The organism is Caulobacter sp. GW821-FHT05F04 (assembly GCF_059419665.1).
In genome coordinates this window covers 310,969-330,552 of sequence record NZ_JBWKSF010000004.1, presented here as the reverse complement: position 1 = coordinate 330,552, position 19,584 = coordinate 310,969, and the positions used below count along the sequence as shown (strand labels likewise).

Annotated in this window: 21 protein-coding genes and 2 pseudogenes; 9 read left to right on the top strand and 14 right to left on the bottom strand. The window is 68.5% G+C overall.

Going from position 1 to position 19,584, the window contains the following annotated elements; translation table 11 throughout:
- Positions 1–30: 30 nt before the first annotated feature.
- Positions 31–360: a YbaB/EbfC family nucleoid-associated protein gene (locus AC07R7_RS13125; RefSeq protein WP_125157003.1), complete on the top strand. Its 330-nt coding sequence runs from the start codon at positions 31–33 to the stop codon at positions 358–360.
- A gap of 13 nt (positions 361–373) precedes the next feature.
- Here AC07R7_RS13125 and AC07R7_RS13120 read toward each other — a convergent pair.
- Positions 374–478 (bottom strand): annotated as a pseudogene (locus AC07R7_RS13120) (hypothetical protein); the annotation flags it as partial.
- 8 nt (positions 479–486) lie between these two features.
- Between AC07R7_RS13120 and recR the strand changes: the two are divergent.
- The 4 genes from recR (at position 487) to def (ending at position 3,267) form a co-directional block, all read left to right on the top strand.
- Positions 487–1,089 (top strand): recombination mediator RecR, encoded by a 603-nt coding sequence (gene recR, locus AC07R7_RS13115; RefSeq protein WP_494635444.1) that lies wholly within the window; start codon positions 487–489, stop codon positions 1,087–1,089.
- Between the two features lie 115 nt (positions 1,090–1,204).
- Entirely contained in the window at positions 1,205–1,357 is a 153-nt protein-coding gene (locus AC07R7_RS13110; RefSeq protein WP_492836373.1) for a hypothetical protein, read from the top strand.
- Between the two features lie 69 nt (positions 1,358–1,426).
- Positions 1,427–2,737: a DNA recombination protein RmuC gene (locus tag AC07R7_RS13105; RefSeq protein ID WP_494635443.1), complete on the top strand. Its 1,311-nt coding sequence runs from the start codon at positions 1,427–1,429 to the stop codon at positions 2,735–2,737.
- 8 nt (positions 2,738–2,745) lie between these two features.
- Positions 2,746–3,267, top strand: a complete 522-nt coding sequence (gene def / locus AC07R7_RS13100) for a peptide deformylase (RefSeq protein ID WP_492887163.1) — start codon at positions 2,746–2,748, stop codon at positions 3,265–3,267.
- 40 nt (positions 3,268–3,307) lie between these two features.
- Here def and AC07R7_RS13095 read toward each other — a convergent pair whose 3' ends face one another.
- Both AC07R7_RS13095 and AC07R7_RS13090 read right to left on the bottom strand, forming a co-directional pair.
- Positions 3,308–3,661, bottom strand: a complete 354-nt coding sequence (locus AC07R7_RS13095) for a hypothetical protein (RefSeq protein WP_494635442.1) — start codon at positions 3,659–3,661, stop codon at positions 3,308–3,310.
- Positions 3,662–3,726: 65 nt separating this feature from the next.
- Entirely contained in the window at positions 3,727–4,206 is a 480-nt protein-coding gene (locus tag AC07R7_RS13090) for a cupin domain-containing protein (protein ID WP_494635441.1), read from the bottom strand.
- A gap of 64 nt (positions 4,207–4,270) precedes the next feature.
- On the opposite strand from AC07R7_RS13090, the gene dapE reads away from it, so the two are divergent.
- The 3 genes from dapE to AC07R7_RS13075 are packed head-to-tail and all read left to right on the top strand — an operon-like array spanning position 4,271 to position 7,004.
- Positions 4,271–5,431 carry a succinyl-diaminopimelate desuccinylase gene (gene dapE / locus AC07R7_RS13085; protein WP_494635440.1) on the top strand — a complete coding sequence of 387 codons (1,161 nt, stop codon included), beginning with the start codon at positions 4,271–4,273 and terminating at the stop codon, positions 5,429–5,431.
- A 16-nt stretch (positions 5,432–5,447) separates the two neighbouring features.
- On the top strand, positions 5,448–6,368 hold the full coding sequence (locus AC07R7_RS13080; RefSeq protein ID WP_494635439.1) for a glutaminase: 921 nt from the start codon (positions 5,448–5,450) through the stop codon (positions 6,366–6,368).
- A gap of 54 nt (positions 6,369–6,422) precedes the next feature.
- Positions 6,423–7,004, top strand: coding sequence for an NAD(P)H-dependent oxidoreductase (locus AC07R7_RS13075; RefSeq protein WP_494635438.1), 582 nt, complete (start codon positions 6,423–6,425; stop codon positions 7,002–7,004).
- On the opposite strand, the gene truA is transcribed toward AC07R7_RS13075, so the two are convergent.
- Positions 7,001–7,744 carry a tRNA pseudouridine(38-40) synthase TruA gene (gene truA, locus AC07R7_RS13070; protein WP_494635437.1) on the bottom strand — a complete coding sequence of 248 codons (744 nt, stop codon included), beginning with the start codon at positions 7,742–7,744 and terminating at the stop codon, positions 7,001–7,003. The genes AC07R7_RS13075 and truA overlap by 4 nt on opposite strands.
- Entirely contained in the window at positions 7,744–8,670 is a 927-nt protein-coding gene (fmt, locus tag AC07R7_RS13065; RefSeq protein WP_494635436.1) for a methionyl-tRNA formyltransferase, read from the bottom strand. The genes truA and fmt overlap by 1 nt, the downstream gene beginning before the upstream one ends.
- Positions 8,671–8,793: 123 nt before the next feature.
- On the opposite strand from fmt, the gene AC07R7_RS13060 reads away from it, so the two are divergent.
- On the top strand, positions 8,794–9,153 hold the full coding sequence (locus AC07R7_RS13060) for a cell surface protein (protein ID WP_494635435.1): 360 nt from the start codon (positions 8,794–8,796) through the stop codon (positions 9,151–9,153).
- A gap of 113 nt (positions 9,154–9,266) precedes the next feature.
- On the opposite strand, the gene dapD is transcribed toward AC07R7_RS13060, so the two are convergent.
- From dapD to AC07R7_RS13015, 9 genes and pseudogenes are all read right to left on the bottom strand, one after another.
- On the bottom strand, positions 9,267–10,127 hold the full coding sequence (gene dapD / locus AC07R7_RS13055) for a 2,3,4,5-tetrahydropyridine-2,6-dicarboxylate N-succinyltransferase (protein WP_494635434.1): 861 nt from the start codon (positions 10,125–10,127) through the stop codon (positions 9,267–9,269).
- Positions 10,124–10,789 carry a pyrimidine 5'-nucleotidase gene (locus tag AC07R7_RS13050; RefSeq protein WP_494635433.1) on the bottom strand — a complete coding sequence of 222 codons (666 nt, stop codon included), beginning with the start codon at positions 10,787–10,789 and terminating at the stop codon, positions 10,124–10,126. The genes dapD and AC07R7_RS13050 overlap by 4 nt, the downstream gene beginning before the upstream one ends.
- Positions 10,786–11,700 (bottom strand): acetylglutamate kinase, encoded by a 915-nt coding sequence (gene argB / locus AC07R7_RS13045; RefSeq protein WP_494635432.1) that lies wholly within the window; start codon positions 11,698–11,700, stop codon positions 10,786–10,788. Before argB ends, AC07R7_RS13050 begins: the two co-directional genes overlap by 4 nt.
- An 88-nt stretch (positions 11,701–11,788) precedes the next feature.
- Complete coding sequence (locus AC07R7_RS13040) at positions 11,789–12,061, bottom strand: SemiSWEET family sugar transporter (protein WP_494635431.1); 273 nt, start codon at positions 12,059–12,061, stop codon at positions 11,789–11,791.
- A complete protein-coding gene (locus AC07R7_RS13035; RefSeq protein ID WP_492887149.1) occupies positions 12,061–12,525 on the bottom strand; it encodes a response regulator in 465 nt (154 codons plus the stop codon). Before AC07R7_RS13035 ends, AC07R7_RS13040 begins: the two co-directional genes overlap by 1 nt.
- A gap of 16 nt (positions 12,526–12,541) precedes the next feature.
- Positions 12,542–13,177 (bottom strand): annotated as a pseudogene (gene lovK / locus AC07R7_RS13030) (photosensory histidine protein kinase LovK); the annotation flags it as partial.
- 248 nt (positions 13,178–13,425) lie between these two features.
- Positions 13,426–14,463, bottom strand: a complete 1,038-nt coding sequence (locus AC07R7_RS13025) for a sulfate ABC transporter substrate-binding protein (protein WP_494635430.1) — start codon at positions 14,461–14,463, stop codon at positions 13,426–13,428.
- 75 nt (positions 14,464–14,538) lie between these two features.
- Positions 14,539–15,999, bottom strand: a complete 1,461-nt coding sequence (locus tag AC07R7_RS13020) for an OprO/OprP family phosphate-selective porin (RefSeq protein ID WP_494635429.1) — start codon at positions 15,997–15,999, stop codon at positions 14,539–14,541.
- 265 nt (positions 16,000–16,264) lie between these two features.
- Positions 16,265–19,525 (bottom strand): autotransporter outer membrane beta-barrel domain-containing protein, encoded by a 3,261-nt coding sequence (locus AC07R7_RS13015; RefSeq protein WP_494635428.1) that lies wholly within the window; start codon positions 19,523–19,525, stop codon positions 16,265–16,267.
- Positions 19,526–19,584 lie beyond the last annotated feature (59 nt).

Below are 19,584 nucleotides of genomic sequence, written 5' to 3'. Positions count from 1 at the left end.
GGCCCGCTGTTTTGAATTTGGAGTTCTGAGATGAAAGACCTCGGCGGCCTGATGAAGCAGGCCCAGGCCATGCAGCAGAAACTGGCGGACGCCCAGGCGCGTCTGGCCGAGAGCACCGTCGAGGGGACCTCGGGCGGCGGCATGGTCACCGTCACCCTCAAGGGCACAGGCGAACTGGCCAAGGTGGTGCTGGACGAGAGCCTGATCGAGCCGGGCGAGGGCGAGGTCATCGCCGACCTGATCGTCGCCGCCCACGCCGACGCCAAGAAGAAGCTCGACGCCAAGCAGGCCCAGATGATGCAGGAGGCCGCCGGTCCGATGGCGGGTCTGATGGGCGGCATGCCCGGGATGAAGTTCTAGGTTGGCGGAACCGATATCCTCGTCCTTCGACACGCTCAGGATGAGGATATCCACCGACTCGACAATCACCCTCACCCTGAGCCTGTCGAAGGGCGTGGGTGAAGCACCGCCTTCGCAAAGGACCTGATGGCCGCCTCCGCCGGACCCGAGATCGAGCGCCTGATCGCCCTGCTGTCCAAGCTGCCGGGGCTGGGTCCGCGCTCGGGCCGGCGGGCGGCCCTGGCCCTGCTGAAGAAGCGCGACACGCTGCTGGCGCCGCTGGCGGCCGCCATGGTCGACGCCCAGGCCAAGGTCCGCGCGTGCTCGGTCTGCGGCTCGCTGGACGTCACCGATCCCTGCGCCATCTGCTCGGATGGCTCGCGCGACGGCCGCCTGCTGTGCGTGGTCGAGGAGGTCGGTTCGATCTGGGCCATGGAGCGCGGTGGCTCGTTCAAGGGCCGCTACCACGTGCTGGGCGGACTGCTGTCGGCGTTGGACGGGGTCGGGCCGGACTCGCTGCGCATCGCCGAGCTGGCGGCCCGCGTGGCCGACGGCGAGGTGGCCGAGGTGATCCTGGCCCTGCCGGCCACGGTCGACGGCCAGACGACCGCCCACTACATCGCCGACCGCCTGGCCCGCACCAATGTGCCGGTCACCATGCTGGCGCGGGGCGTGCCGGTCGGCGGCGACCTCGACTGGCTCGACGACGGCACGATCGCCCAAGCCTTGCGCGCCAGACGTCCAGCTTGAGCGAAATCCTGGGGATCGCCCTGGAATCCGGCTGACAGCTTGGCCTTCCCGCGCCAAGCTCCGCATCGTCGCGTTCGGCCGGTCGCCGGCGCGCGCCAGTGGAGGGACTGATTACATGAGCACGCCCGAGGACAAGGCTCCGGAAACCGAAGCCGAAGCGCCGCACCCGGCCAAGGTCGGCGTGGTCGACCGCGGCCACAACGTCACCGGCTTCGGCGGCGAACCGATCAGCGGCATGATCGCCGATCTCGCCGACGGCGACGACTGATCCAGGCGGCGGCCGGGCGAAGAGCCCGGCCGCCTTCCGTTTTGGGCCGACTCCCGCTAAGAACGGAGCATGAACTTTTCAGATCCGTTCCTGATCCTGGCCATCGTCCTGCTGGTCGTGGCCGTCGTCGCCTGCGCGGTCGCCATCTGGGCCATGACCCGCGCGGCGAAGGCCGAGGCGAAGGCCTGGCAGTTGAACGAGCAGCTCGTCCAGGCCGGCGAGCGCGCGCGCCTCCTCGAGGACCAGGCCGCCACCCAGGCCGAGCTGATCCGCGCCCAGGCCGACAAGCAGGCGACCATGACCGCCAACTCGGTGGCCGAGGCGCTGATCAAGCGCACCGAGGAGAATTTCAAGAGCCGGGAACTGCTGAGCCAGCAGCGCCTCGAGGCCCAGCTGAAGCCGGTGGCCGAGACCCTGGCCAAGTTCGAGGCCCAGGTCACCGCCGTCGAGAAGGCGCGGGCGGAAGAGACCGGCGGCCTGAAAGCTCAGATCGCCGCGCTGCTGGAGGCCTCGACCGCCACCCAGTTCGAGGCGCGCAAGCTGTCGGCCGCCCTGCGCCGCGGCGCCGGGGTCCAGGGCCGTTGGGGCGAGCAGACTCTCCGCAACGTTCTCGAGGCCGCGGGCCTCACCAACCGCTTCGACTTCGAGGAGCAGTTCAGCGTCGACAGCGACGAAGGCCGACGCCGGCCCGACGTGAAGGTCAAGATGCCGGGCGGCGGGGTGTTCGTCATCGACGCCAAGTGCTCGCTGAACGCCTTCCTCGAGGCCCAGGAGGCGACCGAGGAGCATCTGCGTGAAAGCGCCCTGGCCCGCCACGCCGCCAGCGTCCGCGCCCACATGCAGGGGCTGTCGGCGAAGGCCTATTGGGACCAGTTCGCCGGTGAAGGCTCGCCCGACTTCGTGGCCATGTTCGTACCCGGCGATGGCTTCCTGGCCGCCGCGCTCGACCGCCTGCCCGAGCTGATGACCGAGGCCATGGACCGCCGGGTGGTGCTGGTCACCCCGACCACCCTGTTCGCTCTATGCAAGGCCGTGGCCTACGGCTGGCGCGCCGAGGACCAGGCCAAGAACGCCGCCCGCATCGTCGAGGTCGGCCGCGAGCTGTACAAGCGCGTCTCGGTCATGGGCGCCCACGCCGGGGCCGTGGGCAAGGCGCTGGAAAGCGCGGTCGGCAAGTACAACCAGTTCGTCGGCTCGCTGGAGAGCCAGGTCCTGACCCAGGCCCGCCGCTTCGAGGAGCTGTCGGTCGACCACGAGGGCAAGGATATCGCCGAACCGGCGCTGGTGGAGCAGAGCGTTCGGCCCCTGACCAAGTTGGCCGCTCAGGGCGCCGTGGGACAATCTCCCACCTTGACGCTCGGAAATGACCCCACTACCTGAGGGGGACCATGGCTATCCGTCGCATCCTCACCGTCGATAACGCCGCCGATCTGGCGACGCTGAAGAAGATTTCCGCCCCGGTGGAGACCGTCACCGACGAGCTGCGCGCCCTGATGGATGACATGCTGGAGACCATGTACGACGCCCCGGGCATCGGCCTGGCCGCCGTGCAGGTGGGCGAGCCCGTGCGCGTCATCACCATGGACCTGGCCCGCGAGGGCGAGGAGCCGGCTCCGCGCTACTTCGTCAATCCCGAGATCCTGTCGACCTCGGAAGACACCCTCGGCTACGAGGAAGGCTGCCTGTCGGTGCCGGAATATTTCGACGAGGTCGAGCGTCCGGCCAAGGTCACCATCCGCTACATGAACTACCAGGGCGAGACCGTCGTCGAGGAGGCCGAGGGCCTGTTCGCCGTCTGCATCCAGCACGAGATGGACCACCTGGAAGGCGTGCTGTTCATCGACCACCTCTCGCGCCTGCGCCGCGACCGCGCCATTACCAAGGTGAAGAAGGCGCGCCGGGCGGCCTAGAGCCTTTGGCGTTAGATGGTCCCATCTAACGAGACCGGCTCTAGGGGCGGTTGAACACATCCGCCAGATGGCAGGACTTGCCGGCCTGGAGGTTTTCCAGGGCGATCACGTCGAGGGCGTTGTCCTCGCCCTGCTCGACATACTGTCCCAGCACCTCGACATAGACGGGGGCCTTCAGTGTCTTCAGGCGCTCGCGCAGATCGGCGACCGGCTTCTCACGCTCTCCGGGCCGGTCGCGCAGGATGTAGCGGTTACCCCCCAGATCGCAGCGGGTCAGAACGACCTGCGCCTTCTCGAAGCCGACCGTGCCGATAAAGATGTCCTGGGCCAGGACGGGACCGCTCGCCAGCGCCAAGGCCATGCCCAGGCAGGCGGCCCAGTGTGATCGTGTCATGAACATTCCCGGCGACGACAACTTGCCGATGAATACACCGTCGGCGCGGTGAAGGTTTCAAGAGGCTACCGTTTCCGCCCCTGATCCGTCTCATACGGCGTCCCGTCGCGGTGACGGTAGACATCCTCCCCCTCCCGCAGAACCAGGTCGATATCGGGATAGTCGCAGCCATCCGTATCCGGCCGTCGCGAGCCGATCTCCAGCAGCAGCACGTCCCTGTCCGAGCGGTTCTGGAAGTGGTGGCCGTTCGCCACCCCGGCCTTGAAGCCCGCGCAGTCGCCGGCCCGCAGCACCGTCTCGCCGTCGTTGTCGACCAGCACGACCTCGCCTTCGACCACCCAGGTGAACTCGTCCTCGGCCGTGTGCCAGTGGCGCTGGCTGGACCAGGCGCCGGGCGGCAGGCGCAGGAGGTTGACGCCGAACTGGTCGAGCCCGACCGCGTCGCCCAGCTTGGTGCGGTGGCGCGACAGGCAGGGCGCGTTGAAGGGCGTGGGGTAGGCCGTGCCGACGCGGGTCGGGGCCGAGGCGATATCGATCTTGGGCATCGGGGACCTTGGAAGAAGTTTGTCGGGTTTGCGTCCCGCCGGAGGGAAGCCTAAACCCCGCACCATGACCAGCCCCGCGCCCGTTTCCGTCAGCATCGACGCCGTAGAGCTTGCTCAAGCCCTGATCCGCCGCCCTTCGGTCACCCCGGCCGACGCGGGCGCCATGGACACGTTGCAGCGTCAGCTGGAGGCGCTGGGCTTCACCTGCCGGCGGATGACGTTCGGCGAGATCGAGAACCTCTACGCCCGGCGCGGAACGGCGCGGCCGAACCTCTGCTTCGCCGGCCACACCGACGTGGTGCCGGTCGGCGACGACGCGGCCTGGACCGCCGGTCCCTTCGAAGCCGAGATCAAGGACGGGGTGCTGTACGGCCGTGGCGCGGTCGACATGAAGTCAGCCATCGCCGCCTTCGTCGCCGCCGTGGCCAAGGTCCCCGAGCACGCGGGCTCGATCAGCTTCCTGATCACCGGCGACGAGGAGGGCGTGGCCGAGGACGGCACCGTCAAGGTGGTCGAGGCCCTGGCCGCCGAGGGCGAGATGATCGACCACTGCATCGTCGGCGAGCCGACCAGCGCCAACCTGCTGGGCGACATGGTCAAGATTGGCCGGCGCGGCAGCATCAACGCCTGGATCGCCGTGGACGGCGTGCAGGGCCACGTGGCCTATCCGCATCGCGCCGCCAATCCGATCCCGGTGATGGTCGACATCCTGTCGCGCCTGCAGAGCCGGGTGCTGGACGAGGGCTATACGGGCTTCCAGCCCTCGAACCTGGAAGTGACCACGGTCGATGTCGGCAACACGGCCACCAACGTCATCCCCGCCTCGGCCAAGGCGCGGGTGAACATCCGCTTCAACCCGGCCCACCAGGGCAAGGATCTGGCCGCCTGGATCGAGGCCGAGTGCCGCGAGGCGGCGGAAGGCTTCTCGGGCCGCGTGGAAGCGCTGTGCAAGATTAGCGGCGAGGCCTTCCTGACCGCGCCGGGCGCCTTCACCGACGTGATCGTGGCCGCCGTCGGCGACGCCACCGGCCGCGTACCGGAGCTGTCGACCACCGGCGGCACCAGCGACGCCCGCTTCATCCGCGCCCTGTGCCCGGTGGTCGAGTTCGGCCTCGTGGGCTCGACCATGCACCAGGTCGACGAGCGGGTCCCGGTCGAGGAGATCCGCCAGCTGGCGGGCGCCTACGAGGCGCTGATCAACCGCTACTTCGCGGCCTTCGCTTAAGAGCCGGCGCGTCGACATGAAGGCGCTCTCGATCCCCGACGTGCTGGCCGAGGTGGCGGTGCTGGTGAAGCCGCACTTCGGCAAGGGCCGCGCCGCCGACTATATTCCCGAGCTCGCCAACGTGCCGGGGACGAAGTTCGGCATGGCCGTGCGCACCGTCGACGGCGGCGAGCACGTGATCGGCGACGCCGACGAGGGCTTTTCGGTCCAGAGCATCACCAAGGTCTTCGCGTTGGGGCTGGCGCTCAACCGCCTGGGCGACGAGACCTGGACCCGCGTGGGCAAGGAGCCTTCGGGCACGCCGTTCAACCACCTCTCCCTGCTGGAGGCCGAGGGCGGGGCGCCGCGCAACCCGTTCATCAATGCGGGCGCCCTGGCGATCACCGATGTGCTGTTGGACGTCACGCGCGATCCGGCCGCGCTGGTCCGGGACTTCGCCGGCTTCCTGTGCGACGAGCGGCTGGAGATCGACGGGGCGGTGGCGGCCTCGGAGCTGGCCCATGCCTGGCAGAACCGGGCTATCGCCAGCCTGATGCGCGGCAAGGGCACCCTGACCCACGAGCCCGAGGGCGTGGTGGCCGCCTATTGCCGCCAGTGCGCCCTGACCATGAGTTGTCGCCAGCTGGCCCGGGCCTTCCTGCCCCTGGCGGCGGGCGGCTTCTCGCCGGTGGCCCAGGAGACGGTGTTCCCCGAGCGCCTGACCCGGCGGCTCAATTCGCTGCTGCTGACCTGCGGCATCTATGACAGCGTCGGCAACTTCGCCTACCGCGTCGGCCTGCCGGCCAAGAGCGGCGTGGGCGGCGGCATCGTCGCGGTGATCCCGGGCAAGGCGACGGTGGCGGTATGGTCGCCGGAGCTGGATCGGTTCGGCACGTCGGTCGTCGGCACGGCGGCGTTGGAAGCGTTCAGCCAGATCACCAACTGCTCGGTGCTGTAGAGACTTTGACGCGGCTCAAGGGCGCCGGTTCGCGCCTGGGCCACCCTGATCGTCATGAGCCGGCGTATTCTCATCCTGGTCGGGCACCCTGACCCCAGCCCCGACCGTTTCGGCGGCGCCTTGGCGAGCGCCTATGCCGACGCTGCGGTGAAGGCCGGCCACACCGTGAAACGCGTCGACCTGGGGTCGATGGATGTCCCCTACCTGCTCGGCCAGTCGGAGTTCGAACAGGGACCGCCGCCGGCCGAAATTCGCGCCCTGCAACAGGACATCGAGCGGGCCGAGCATATCGTGCTGCTGTTTCCCCTGTGGCTGGGCGGCGTTCCGGCCAAGCTGAAGGCCCTCCTGGAGCAGGTGTTTCGCGGCGGCTTCGGCTTCGCCATCGGCGAGCGGGGCTGGATCTCCAAGCTCAAGGGCCGCTCGGCGCGTCTGGTCGTCACCATGGGCATGCCCGGCCCGGTGTTTCGCCTTGTCTTCGGCGCCCATGGCGTGAAGGCGATCGAGAAAGGCATCCTGATGCTGGCCGGCGTGCGCCCCATCCGCAGCTCGATCATCGGCGGGGTCGAGTCGATCGGACCGGCCGGCCGGGCGCGATGGCTGGCCAGGATGCGGGCGCTGGGCGCGAAGGCCGCTTAGGCGCCGTAGCCCACACCCACCAGATACAGCCCATCGGCCGGGGCCACGGGTCCGCATTCGCGGCGATCCCTGGCCTCCAGCGCCGCCTTGACGTCGTCCGGCGTCCAGCGCCCGGCGCCGACCTCGACCAGGGTCCCGGTCATCGACCGCACCTGCCGGTGCAGGAAGCTGCGGGCCTCGAAGTCCAGATGGATCTCCTCGCCGGCCAGGCGCACGCGGGCGACGTCGAGCGTCTTCACCGGGCTCTTGGCCTGGCAGTGCATGTCGCGGAAGGTCGTGAAGTCGTGCAGGCCGACCAGATGCTGGGCGGCCGCGTGCATGGCGTCGGCGTCCAGGTCCTTCTTCACGTGCCAGACCTTGCCCTTGTCGAGCGCCGGCGGGGCGCGGCGGTTGAGGATCCGGTAGAGGTAGCGACGCTCATTGGCCGAGAAGCGGGCGTGCCAGCCCTCTTCGGCGCGTTCGGCCGAGAGGATCGACACCGCCTCGTGGGTCAGGTGGGCGTTGAGGGCGTTGAACACGGTCTGGGCCGGCCAGTCCTTCTCGAGGTCGACATGCACCACCTGGCCGGTGGCGTGGACCCCGGTGTCGGTGCGGCCGGCGGCGGCGATGCGCACGTCCTGGCCGCTGAAGGCCTTCACCGCCGTCTCGATCGCGCCCTGCACCGACGGCAGCACGGCCTGGGCCTGGAAGCCGTTGTAGGGCCGGCCGTCATACTCGACGAGGAGGCGGTAGCGGGGCATCAGGCCAGCACGGTTCCGGCGGGGATCGGGAAGCCGCGCGTGAACGTCTCGGCGTCCTGGACGCCCTTGCCTTCGCGCTGGGCCTTGAGCAGGCGGACGGCGCCTTCACCACAGGCGATGAGCAGGCCGTCGTCCAGGGCCACGCCCGGAGCGCCGTCCTGGTCTTCCTGGCGTGACAGCAGGGCCTTGACGCGGACGGCTCCCTTGTCCGACGGCGCCTCGAACCAGGCGCCGGGGAACGGCGAGAGGCCGCGGATATGGGCGTCGACCTCGGCGGCGGGGCGGGTCCAGTCGATGCGGGCCTCGGCCGCCTTGATCTTCTTGGCGTAGGTGACGCCCTCCTGGGCCTGCGGGGTCTCGATCGCGCCGCCGCGCTCGACGGCGGCCAGGGCCACCGGCAGCAGGCGGGCGCCGACGGCGGCCAGCTTGTCGTGCAGCGAGCCGGCGGTCTCGAGCTTGTCGATCCGCACCTGCTCGGACATCAGGATCGGACCTTCGTCGAGGCCCTCGCTCATCCGCATGACCTGGACGCCGGTGACCTGATCGCCGGCCATGATCGCCCGCTGGATGGGGGCAGCGCCGCGCCAGCGCGGCAACAGGCTGGCGTGCAGGTTGAAGCAGCCGTATGTCGGCGCGTCGAGCACGGCCTTGACCAGGATCTGGCCGAAGGCGACCACGACGGCGGCGTCCAGCGCCAGGGCCTGGAAGGCCTCGATCTCCTCGGCCGTCTTCATCGAGACCGGCGTGCGGACCGGCAGGCCCAGGCCCTCGGCGAAGGCGTGGACCGGCGAGGGCTTCAGCTCATGGCCGCGCCCGCGCGGGGCCGGGGGCTGGGAATAGACACAGGCGATCTCGTGGCCCGAGGCGACGAGTTCGGCGAGGCACGTGACGGCGAAGTCCGGGGTGCCGAGGAAGGCGATGCGCATGGCGGGGGTTTAGCGGTCTAAGCGGCTTCACGCAAAGCCCAGAGCAAGGGGGCCGAGACGGAACCTTGGCCTTGGGGCTTCGTTATGCAGCCGACTTACTGAACCTCCATTGGGAGCCCGACCATGCGTTCCAAGCTGATGCTGATCGCCGCCGCCGGCGCGGCCCTGACCCTCGCGGCCTGTTCGCAGGAACACGCCACCGAGGTGAAGGAAGGCGCGAAAGCCGCCGCTTCCGACATCAAGGACGCCGCTCACAACATCGCCAACGACCCGGACGTCAAGGAAGCCGGTACGGCGATCAAGGAAAGCGCCAAGGAAACCGGCGCGGAGCTGAAGGAAGCCGCCGGCGACGCCACCGACAAGGCCCAGGAGCTCGGCGAAAAGGCCGGCGATAAGGCCAAGGAAGCCGGCGCGGAGCTCAAGCACGACGCCAAGAAGGGCGCCGCCGAGAGCAAGAAGCAGCTCAACGAGGCGACGCGATAGGATGCCGAAACCTCGCCCTTCGACAGGCTCAGGGTGAGGCTTCTACTGACACCCGGCGCTGGAAGTCGTCCTCACCCCGAGCTTGTCGAAGGGCGAGGACGTCTCCGATAAACTCAATCCCGCAGCAGGTCGTTGATGCTGGTCTTCGAGCGCGTCTGGGCGTCGACCGTCTTGACGATCACGGCGCAGTAGAGGCCCGGGCCGCCGTTCGGGTCGGGCAGGTTGCCGGGGACCACGACGCTGTAGGGCGGGACCTTGCCGATGTGGATCTGGCCGGTCTTGCGGTCGACGATCTTGGTCGAGGCGCTGATGAACACGCCCATCGACAGGACCGAGCCTTCGCCGACGACCACGCCCTCGACGACTTCCGAGCGGGCGCCGATGAAGCAGTTGTCCTCGATGATGGTCGGGTTGGCCTGCAGGGGCTCCAGCACGCCGCCAATGCCGACGCCGCCCGACAGGTGGACGTTCTTGCCGATCTGGGCGCACGAGCCGACCGTGACCCACGTGTCGACCATCGTGCCTTCGTCGACATAGCCGCCGATGTTCACGAACGACGGCATCAGGATGACGTTCTTGCCGATGTGGGCGCCGCGACGGACGATGGCGCCCGGAACCGCGCGGAAGCCGCCGGCCTCGAACTGCGGGGCGTCCCAGCCGTCGAACTTGTTGGCCACCTTGTCCCACCACGGACCGACCGCGCCGCCCAGCGTGCCGGCCCGCATGACGGTGTTGGGGTTCAGGCGGAACGACAGCAGCACGGCCTTCTTCAGCCACTGGTGGGTCACCCACGCGCCGTCGACCTTCTCCGAGACGCGAACCTTGCCGCTGTCGAGCAGCAGCAGGGCTTCCTCGACGGCGGTGCGGACCGGGCCGGCGGTGTCGGCCGAGACCTCGGCGCGGACTTCCCAGGCGGCTTCGATCTCGGTCTGGAGGTCGGCCAAAGAAATGGAAGGGGGGCTCACGGCGGTCATTGCGGGCTTCCTTGCAGGCGGGCCGCGTTCAGGAACGCGGCGAGGTCATGGGTGCGGAAATGGACGTGTTCCGAGGTCGAGTCCTTGGCGTGCGGCCCGACCAGGATGGTGGTCATGCCCATCCGGGCGGCCGGGACCAGGTTCTTCTCGCTGTCCTCGAAGAAGGCCGCCTGGGGCGGGCGCACGGCGTGCAGCTTGGTGATCTTGTCGAAGGTCGCCAGGGCGGGCTTGGGCAGGTAGTCGGCCGTCTCGATCGCGAACAGGTCGTCGAACAGGTCGTGCAGGTTCAAATGACCCAGCACGCGCTCGGCGTGGCCCAGCGAGCCGTTGGTGAAGATCAGTCGCCGCCCCGGCAACCGGGCGATCGCCTGGCGCAGGGCTGGGTCCGGGACCAGCCGATCCATCGAGACGTCGTGCACCTCGTCCAGGAACGCCTTGGGCTCGATGCCGTGATTGATCATCAGCCCGGACAGCGTGGTGCCGTGCTCGGTGAAGTACCGCTTTTGCAGCGCCCGGGCCTCCTCGCGCGGAAGGCCTGTCATGCGCTCCACGAAGTCGGTCATCTTGACCTCGATCAGGCCCATGAACTCGCTTTCCAGCGGGTACAGGGTGTTGTCGAGGTCGAACAGCCAGGTGTCGACGTGGGCAAGGTCGGCGCTCATCGCGAGATGAGCGTGCCCGCGCCGTGTTCGCTGAACAGCTCGACCAGCATGGCGTGCGGGCGGCGGCCGTCCAGGATGACGACGGCCTCGACGCCCGATTCCACGGCGTGGATGGCGTTTTCCAGCTTGGGGATCATGCCGCCGCTGGCCACGCCGCTCTCGATCAGGCCGCGCGCCTCGTTGATCGTCATCTGACGGATGAGGTTGCCCTCACCGTCCAGCACGCCGGCGATGTCGGTCAGCATCAGCATCCGCTTGGCCTTCAGCGCGCCCGCCAGGGCGCCGGCGACGGTGTCGGCGTTGATGTTGTAGGTCTGGCCCTCGGTCGAGACGCCGATCGGGGCGATCACCGGGATGTAGTCGGTTTCCGAGGTCAGCAGCGCCTGGATGATGTGCGGATCGATCTTGGTCGGCTCGCCCACGAAGCCCAGGTCGACGACCTGCTCGATGTTGCTGTCGGGATCGCGCTTGGTGCGGGTCACCTTCTCGGCGGTGATCATCCGGGCGTCCTTGCCCGACAGGCCCACGCCGCGCACGTCGGCCTCGGCGCCGGCCAGGGTGATCCAGTTGGCGATCTCCTTGTTGATCGCGCCCGACAGGACCATCTCGGCCACTTCCATGGTGGCCTCGTCGGTGACGCGCAGGCCGTCCACGAAGGTCGACTTGACGCCGGCTTTGTCCAGCATGCGGCTGATCTGCGGACCGCCGCCGTGCACCACCACCGGATGGACGCCCAGCAGCTTCAGCAGCACCGCGTCGGCGGCGAAGACCTTGGCCACGTCTTCCTGGCCCATGGCGTGGCCGCCGTATTTGATCACCACCGTCTCGCGGTCGTAGATTTGGATGTAGGGCAGGGCCTCGGCCAGGGTCTTGGCGGTGGCCCAGCCGGCTTCCTCGGCGGCTTCGGTCAAGGCGACTGTCCCTCAAGCAAGTTGGGATGCGGAAATAGGCGCGCCTCGATAGCGGACCCCGCCCCCCCTGTCATCAAAAAGGGGGGCCTCAGGCCTTGTGGTCGAACCGCCACTTCATGACCAGCACCGCGCCGGACATCAGCAGGCAGGCGGCGTTGGAGGCGATCACCGGCCAGGCCTTGACCAGGCTCCCGTAGACGATCCAGCACGCGAAGCCCGTCACCGTGACGATGTAGGTGCGCAGCGAAACGGACGAGGCGTCCTTTTCCTTCCAGATCTTGACGATCTGCGGGGCGAAGCTGGTGATCGACAGCAGGGCGGCGGCCGTGCCGACGACCGCGGCGACCGGGGGCGCCGCCATCAGGCGATCCGGGGCAGGTCGCCGAGACCCCAAAGCTGGGCGTAGGCCGGGGCCAGAGTCAGGCCTACCGGGACGGGCCCGGGGGCATGGCCTTCCTGCAGGCAGTAGGTCAGGTACGACAGGGCGGTCCGGACGCCGTGCTCGGAATAGGGCTTGCCGATCACGCCGCAGGCTCCGGCGTAGTCGTCGGGCAGGCGCTTGACGTTGGCGGTCATGAACAGGGCCACGCCGCCGCAGTCGCTCGAGATCTTGCGGGCCACCTCGACGCCGGTCGGGCCGTCGCTGAGGTGGACGTCCACGAGCGCGAGGTCGGGGTGCAGCTTCTCGGCGAGATCGACGGCTTCGTCGGAGCTCATGGCGCAGCCGAGCGAGTGGCAGCCCACCTCCTCGACAAGATGTTCGAGCTCGATCGCGAGGAGCATCTCGTCCTCCACGATCAACACATCGAGCGCACGCCCGGTCATACTGAAACCTGTCCTTTTAGCGCGCCCCATTCACGGGCAGCAGAACGACTACGCGGGCGCCAGGTTCCGCATCGGTGGTCTCACTCTTGGCTTTCAGCTGCTGACACAGCAGCTGAACAATGGTGAGGCCGAAGCCGGGTGGCGTGGTGTCCTTACCGAACCCAACGCCGTCGTCGGCGATTTCGATCCGAAATTCGCCCTCCTGGCGGCGAACGCCGACGAAGATCCGGCCGCCACGTCCTTCGGGGAAACCGTGTCGCAGAGCGTTGGTCAGCAGTTCGTTGACCACCAGGGCGAACGGCGCGGCCTTGGCGGCGGGGATCTCGACACGCTCCAGATCCAGCTCGATGCGGATGTCGTCGCGGCTGGCCGAGCCCATGAGGTCGGCGACCATGTCGCGGATGAAGGCCGAGACGTCGAAGCGCTCGACGTCCTCGCTCTGGAACAGGCGGCGGTGGACGGTGGCGATGGCGTTGACCCGGCCCAGCATGCCGCGCAGCGAGGCCTTCAGCGCGGGGTCGGTCACCCGGCGGTTCTGCAGCAGCAGCAGGCTGGAGATCAGTTGCAGGTTGTTCTTGACCCGGTGGTCCACCTCGTGGAGCAGGGCGGTCTTCTGCTCCAGCGCCTCGGTCAGCTCGCGGGTGCGCGCCTCGATGATCGCTTCGAAGTCCTCGGGACGACGGGCCGCGGCCTGATCGGTGTCGCGCGCCGGTTCCGAAATGTCGTTCATGCGTAAGGCTAAGCTCCCGCCACCCCGTGGACGCTCAACGTACCTGATCGTGTCGAGTTCCCAACATAGACCTAGACGGGAAAGGTAGACGGCGGAGATCCCATGGCTGGATCTCCGCCGATCCGAAGGCCGACCCGCGCTTCCCGGAGCGGGCAGGCCGTTGGAAGGTGTTATTTCGGCTGATAGATGCGGTCGAACACGCCGCCGTCGTTGAAGTGGGTGGCCTGGGCCTTCTTCCAGCCGCCGAAGGTGTCATCGATCGTGACCAGCGGGATCTTCTTGAAGCGGGCCGCGTACTTGGCCGCCACGTCGGCGTTGCGCGGACGGTAGTAGTTCTTGGCGATCAGCTCCTGGGCCAGCGGGCTATAGAGGAAGTTCAGATAGCCTTCGGCGACGGTGCGGGTCTTGTGGCGATCGACGTTCTTGTCGATCAGGGCGACCGGGGGTTCGGCCAGGATCGACAGGCTGGGATAGACGATGTCGAACTTGCCCGGCAGCTCGTCCTGGGCGAGGTAGGCCTCGTTTTCCCAGGCCAGCAGCACGTCGCCCAGGCCGCGCTGGGTGAAGCTGGTGGTGGCGCCGCGGGCGCCGGTGTCCAGCACGGGCACATGCTCGAACAGGGTCTTCACGAAGGCCTCGGCCTTGGCGGGATTGCCGCCCGGCTGCTTGAGGGCCCAGGCCCAGGCGGCCAGGTAGTTCCAGCGCGCGCCGCCCGAGGTCTTCGGGTTGGGGGTGATCACGTCGATGCCCGGCTTCACCAGGTCGCCCCAGTCCTTGATCTTCCAGGGATTGCCCTTGCGGACCAGGAACACGATGGTCGAGGTGTAGGGCGTGGAGTTCTGCGGCAGGCGCGACTGCCAGTTAGCGGGCAGCAGCCTGGCCCTGGCGGCGATCTCGTCGATGTCATAGGCCAGGGCCAGGGTGACGACGTCGGCCTGCAGGCCGTCGATCACCGAGCGGGCCTGCTTGCCCGAACCGCCGTGGCTCTGGTTGATCGCCAGGGTCTGGCCGACTCTCTCTTTCCAGTACTTGGCGTAGGCGGCGTTGATGTCCTTGTAGAGCTCGCGCGTCGGATCGTAGCTGACGTTCAGCAGGGTGACGGGCTTGGCCTGGGCGAAAGCCGAACCGCCCACGGCAAGGACCGCCGCGCCCGCGCCGGCGCCGGCCAGAAGATCTCGGCGGGTCGGAACCTGGGTGAAGTCGCTCATCGAGACGGTCCTTTCTGGAGGTCTTCCAAGGATCTGTGGAGCCGGCGCGGCGCCCACAACGCCGCGCCGACGACTTTAGAACGCGTATTGGCTGCGCAAGTTGACCACCTGGTAGTCCTGGCTCAGCGGAACCGCGCCGCCGGCTGGGTCCAGGCGATCGATCGAGACATCGTAATAGCCCAACGAGAACTTGGTCACCGGGTTGGGGAACCAGTTGATCCCGACGGTGGTGATCTTCTGCTCGCCGCCGCGGACCCGGTCGGCGGCCAGAACGGCCTGCTCGTGATAGTTCAGGTCGGCGACTGAATAGCGCGCCGCCAGTTCCCAGGCGCCCCACTGGCGCTTCTTCAGGTCGAACGGGTGCGCGATGGCCGAGGCGTCGAACGCGAAGGTGTTGGCGTTGTACCTGCGGGCCTCGCCGGTCAGCACCCACGAGCCTTCGACGTACCAGGCCTTGAGCTTCGGATCGGTGACGCCGGCCGCCGGGTTGCGGCGGTCGATGGCGATGTCGAAATATTCGCCCTGGATCAGGACGTTCTTCTTCTGGGCTGCGGCCTCGAAGCCGTAGTGGCGGGCGCCGGTCGAGTCGATCGCGCCGGTGGTGATCAGCTGTGTCCCGTCGACGCGCAGCTCCGGACGGTCGCTGACGGCGACGGGATAGGCGCCGCCGACGGCGGTCTGGGCCGGAGTGACCACCTTGCTGGCGTTGGCGCCGACATGGACCAGCCAGTCGAGGCCCTTGAACGGCACGAAGGCGACGCGGCCCAGATAGCCCAGCTGCTCGTCGAAGGTCTGGCCGTCGCCGGCCTTGGCGCCGGTGATCGCGCCCGACAGCAGCCAGCGATCACCCAGGGCCTGGCCCTGCAAGGCGATGCGCTTGTCGGCGCCGGCCAGGCCGCGCGCCAGCTCCGAGCCCGACGGGCGTTCGGCGAACAGCGAGCCGTTGGTCGAGGCCGCGTCCTCCAGGCCGACGTTCGGGGCGAAGGCGCCGACGCGAACCTTGAACGGGGCGTAGTTGTACTGGACCCACAACTCCTGCAGCGTGCCCTGGCCATCCGTGCCGGCGCCGCCGAAGTCCAGCAGGGCGTTGTATTCGAAGTTCTTGTAGAACTTGCCGTCGACGCCGATGCGGGCGCGGCGGAAGTTCGTGCCGCTGTTCAGGTCGCGGGCGTTGCCCAGCACGGCGGGCAGGCCCTTGTCCTGATAGTACTGGGCGGCGTCGAGCTGCATCACCGCGTGGATCGTGGCGCTGAAGGCGCCATCCCCGGAGGCGATGGTCGGCTTGCCGGCGGCGATGCTGACGGTGGTGGCGCTCTGGGCGGCGCGAACGTCCTTGAGGCTGGCGGCGGTGGCGGCCTTCAGGTCGGCGACCTGCTGGGCCAGCGTGGCCAGCTGGGCTTCGAGCGCGGCGATGCGAGCCTCGGCTTCGGCGGGCGAGCGCGGCGCGGTGTCCTGGGCGGATGCGGCGCCGGCGGTGGCCAGCAGAGACGCGCCGGCGATCAACGCCACGCGAAATGCGATACAGGTCTTGGTCATCGTGTCTGTCCCCTTTCGGCGCCGCTGGGCGGGCCGACCTGCCGAGCTAGGGAAGACGATTATCCCTAGTTGCGGAATCGAGATTTAGGAAAACCGGCCGTGAGTTTTTCTGTAGGCGCGGCAAAGTGTCGCGAAATACGCTGCGAATCTTCAGCCTTATCAGACATTTAAACCCGTAAATGTTCCGTTCACGGAAAAGGCCGTCGCGGTTTCCCGCGACGGCCTGTGACATTTTTTGCGGAGAAGGTTGAGGGGCCGCTGGACCCTAGAACATCGCCCGGCCAGCGAGGCGCAGGTTGTAGCGCTTCTGCTTCTTGGTGGCTTCGACGCCGCCTTCGATGCCCACGTAGGACATCGCCGTGCCGGCCCGCAGGGCGAAGCCGGCGGTCACCGCGCCGTCCTTGTCGTTCAGCGCGGCCAGGGTGAAGGGGTTGCCGCCCTTGAAGGCCGCGACCGTGTCGCCGACCGAACCGGCCAGGGTCTGGCGATAGCCGACCCGCACTTCCGGGCGCCACCAGACATTCTTGCCGAAGTCGGCGCCGACCACCACGCCCAGCTCGCCCGAAAGGTTGCTGGAGGTGCGCTTGGCGACGGTCAGGTCGAAGCCATCGCCGCCGCCGCTTTCGGCGCGCTTGCCTTCGCGCAGCCAGACATAGTCCAAGCGGCCTTCCGGACGGGCGAAGAAGCGGCCGAACTTCTGCTCGTAGGCCACGCCCGCGAAGGCGTTGGCCGTCAGGCCCTTCCAGTCGGCGGTGTTCTTCAGGATCAGGTCGGCGACCCCATCGGCGTTGCCGTCCGGCGAGATGAAGCGGCGGTCGCCCTTGAAGAAGCCGTAGCCCAGGCCGCCGCCGGCGTTCATCCGCCAGCCGCCGACCGAACGACGCCAGTAGGCGCCGGTCTGGACGAACGAGGCGGTGGTCTGCTCGCCGACCTTGGCGACGGTGTCGTGTTCCTCGAGGCTGGTATAGGCCAGGGTCAGGCCCAGCGCGCCGCCGGCGTCGCCCATGGCCTCATAGCCGGCGACGAAGCCGAACGCCTGGGTGTCCGAACCCAGGGTCTGGCCGGTGTCGCGACGGGTCAGCGAGGTGATTTCCTGGACCCAGATGCTGTCCGGACCATAGCGGTCGCCCGGATCGGGGCGGAACATGGTGGCCTGCGAGACCTGCTGGTTGACCGACTGCAGAGCCGCGAACAGGCCCTCGCCCTGGTCGGGCAGCATCTGGTCGTAGAGGTCGCGATAGGCGTCTCGCGTCGTCTGGTTCAGGAACGTCCCGGCCAGGGCCGAATCCTTGCCCAGCGCCTGGTAGACGGCGTCATAGGCCGAGGTCTCGGACCGGTTCAGGCCGATCTCGGCGGCCGTCTTCTGGCGGACGTCGATATAGACGTTGTTGGTGTCGGCGCGGCTGGTAGCCACGTACATGAACGGCGCTTGGGCCAGCAGGCCGTTGCCGATCGAGCCGACATTGACGTTGCTGCCCTGGATCACCGTGAAGGTGGTGGGCTGCTTGACCAGATTGGCCAGGCGGATGCCCAGCTCGGCGCCGGAGGCGATGTTGGTCGCGCCCGAGACCACCAGCTTGGTGTTCTGGCCGGCGGCCGGATCGGCCGAGAACAGGATCTTGCCCTTGGCGCCGACCGTCAGGCTGCTGACGTTGATGGTGTCGGTGTTGACGATGCCCAGGCTGCCGTTGGCGACGGCGATGTCGAGCCTGCCGTCGCTGTCGGTCAGCTTGCCCAGGGCCACGCCGCCGCCGTCGATCGACAGGCGATCCTGGCCGGTCCCGAACGACATGGCGCCCACCAGGGTGCCGCTCCACAGGTTCAGGGTGTCATTGCCGCCGCCGAACAGCACGTCGCCGACGGTCACCGGCGCCGAGGTGGTGCTGGTGGCGTCGGCGCTGGTGACGGTGTCGGTGCTGGGGAAGGTCGAGGTCGAGGCGTAGTCGGTCGGGCCCTTCTGGGTGAAGGTCACGCCCGAATTGTTGGCGCGCAGGTCCAGGGCGATCGCCTGGCCGCTGGTCGTCACGGTCGCGGCCGTGCCGTTGGCCTTGTAGGCCGGCGCCGTCAGGGTGGCGCGGATCGAGCCGGTGTTGGTGATGGTCTTCAGCGCGCCGGCCTGGTCGAGGATGGCGACCGCGTCGCCGGTCTCGCCGGTCCGCGTGGCGACCAGGGCGCCGCGGTTGTTGATGGCGGTGGTGTTCGAGCCCGCGCCCAGCACCACGGCTCGCGCCGTGGCCGTCACGCCCGAGCTGGCGAACGAGCCCGCGGTGGCCGTGATCGAGCCGCGGTTCAGGATTTCCCCGACGCTGGCGCCGGAGTTCAGGATCAGGCCGGTGGCGTCGGCTTCGTAGGTCGTGGCCGTGACGGTGCCGTCGTTGCGCAGACCGTTGGCGAGGGTGGTGGTCTTGCCGCCGCCCGCGCCGATCGAGACGCCGGTGGCGGTGACCTTGTCATAGACGCCCGCCGCGGCGATCGCCCCCTTGGCCACCAGGCCGTAGGCCAGGTCGCCGGCGCCGACCGCGCCCAGGGTGACGTTCTGCGTGGCCGAGCCGATCTGCAGGGCCGGCGCCGCGCCGAAGGCGCTGATGCTGGACGAGCCGGTGTTGCTGGAGGTGGTCGTCGTCGTGACGGTGTTGCCGTCCGTGCCGACCTTGGAAGAGTAGTTGGAGCCTTGCAGCAGCACGCCGCCGGTCACGTCGCCGGCGATGCGGACGGCCGGACCGCCCTGCAGCAGGTCATCGGCGTCCAGCTTGCCCAGGGCGTCGGTCGTCGTCGGGCGCGAAGTGTAGCGATAGCCGGTCGCGCTGGCGCTGCCCTGCAGGACCAGGGCCCCGTTGATGTTGGCGTCGATGGCCTGGGCCACCGCGTTCGCGCCCTGGACGGTGGTCGAGCCCCCCAGGGTCACCTTGCCGGTGACCGGCGCGGCGATCCGCGCGCCGTAGCTGTTGTCGCCGATGACGCTGATCGCGCCCAGGTGGGTGACGTTACCCAGCACCGGGCCTTCCAGCAGGATGCCGGCCGAGTTGTTACCCTTGATCGTGATCGTGCCGGCGGCGTCGTTGATGATGTCGCCGGTGAAGGTTCCGGCGTTGGTCAGCCGGATGCCGAAGCGGTTGTTGCCCTGGGCGAAGGGGCCGTCGAGGTCGCCATCCGAATCGCTGTCGGTCGGCGTGTAGTCCTCGTCCAGCGTGATCGCCAGCGAGTTGGTCAGCGAGCCCGTCCTGCCGCCGATGACCAGCACGCCGACGCTGTCGTTGACGCCCTTGGTCTGCAGGGTGCCGGCGTTGGTCACCTTGTTGTTGCTGTCCAGGGTGACGATCGCGCCCGCGGTGGTCGGCTTGATCGAGCCGTCGGCGGTGATCTTGATGTCGTCGGCGGTCGTCGCGCCCGCAGCCGTGCTGGTGGCGATCGGCGTCGTCCGCGCGGTGGTGACCGTGGTTTCAGCCAACGCGGCGAAACCCATGGCCAAGAGAGGAGCGGCCGCGACCGTCGCGACCAGGACCTTGCGCTGCATTACGAACGACACCCCATGGAAACCGGCGCCACTAATTCATGTCATGATGCGGCGAAATTGCGGTGAGTCCC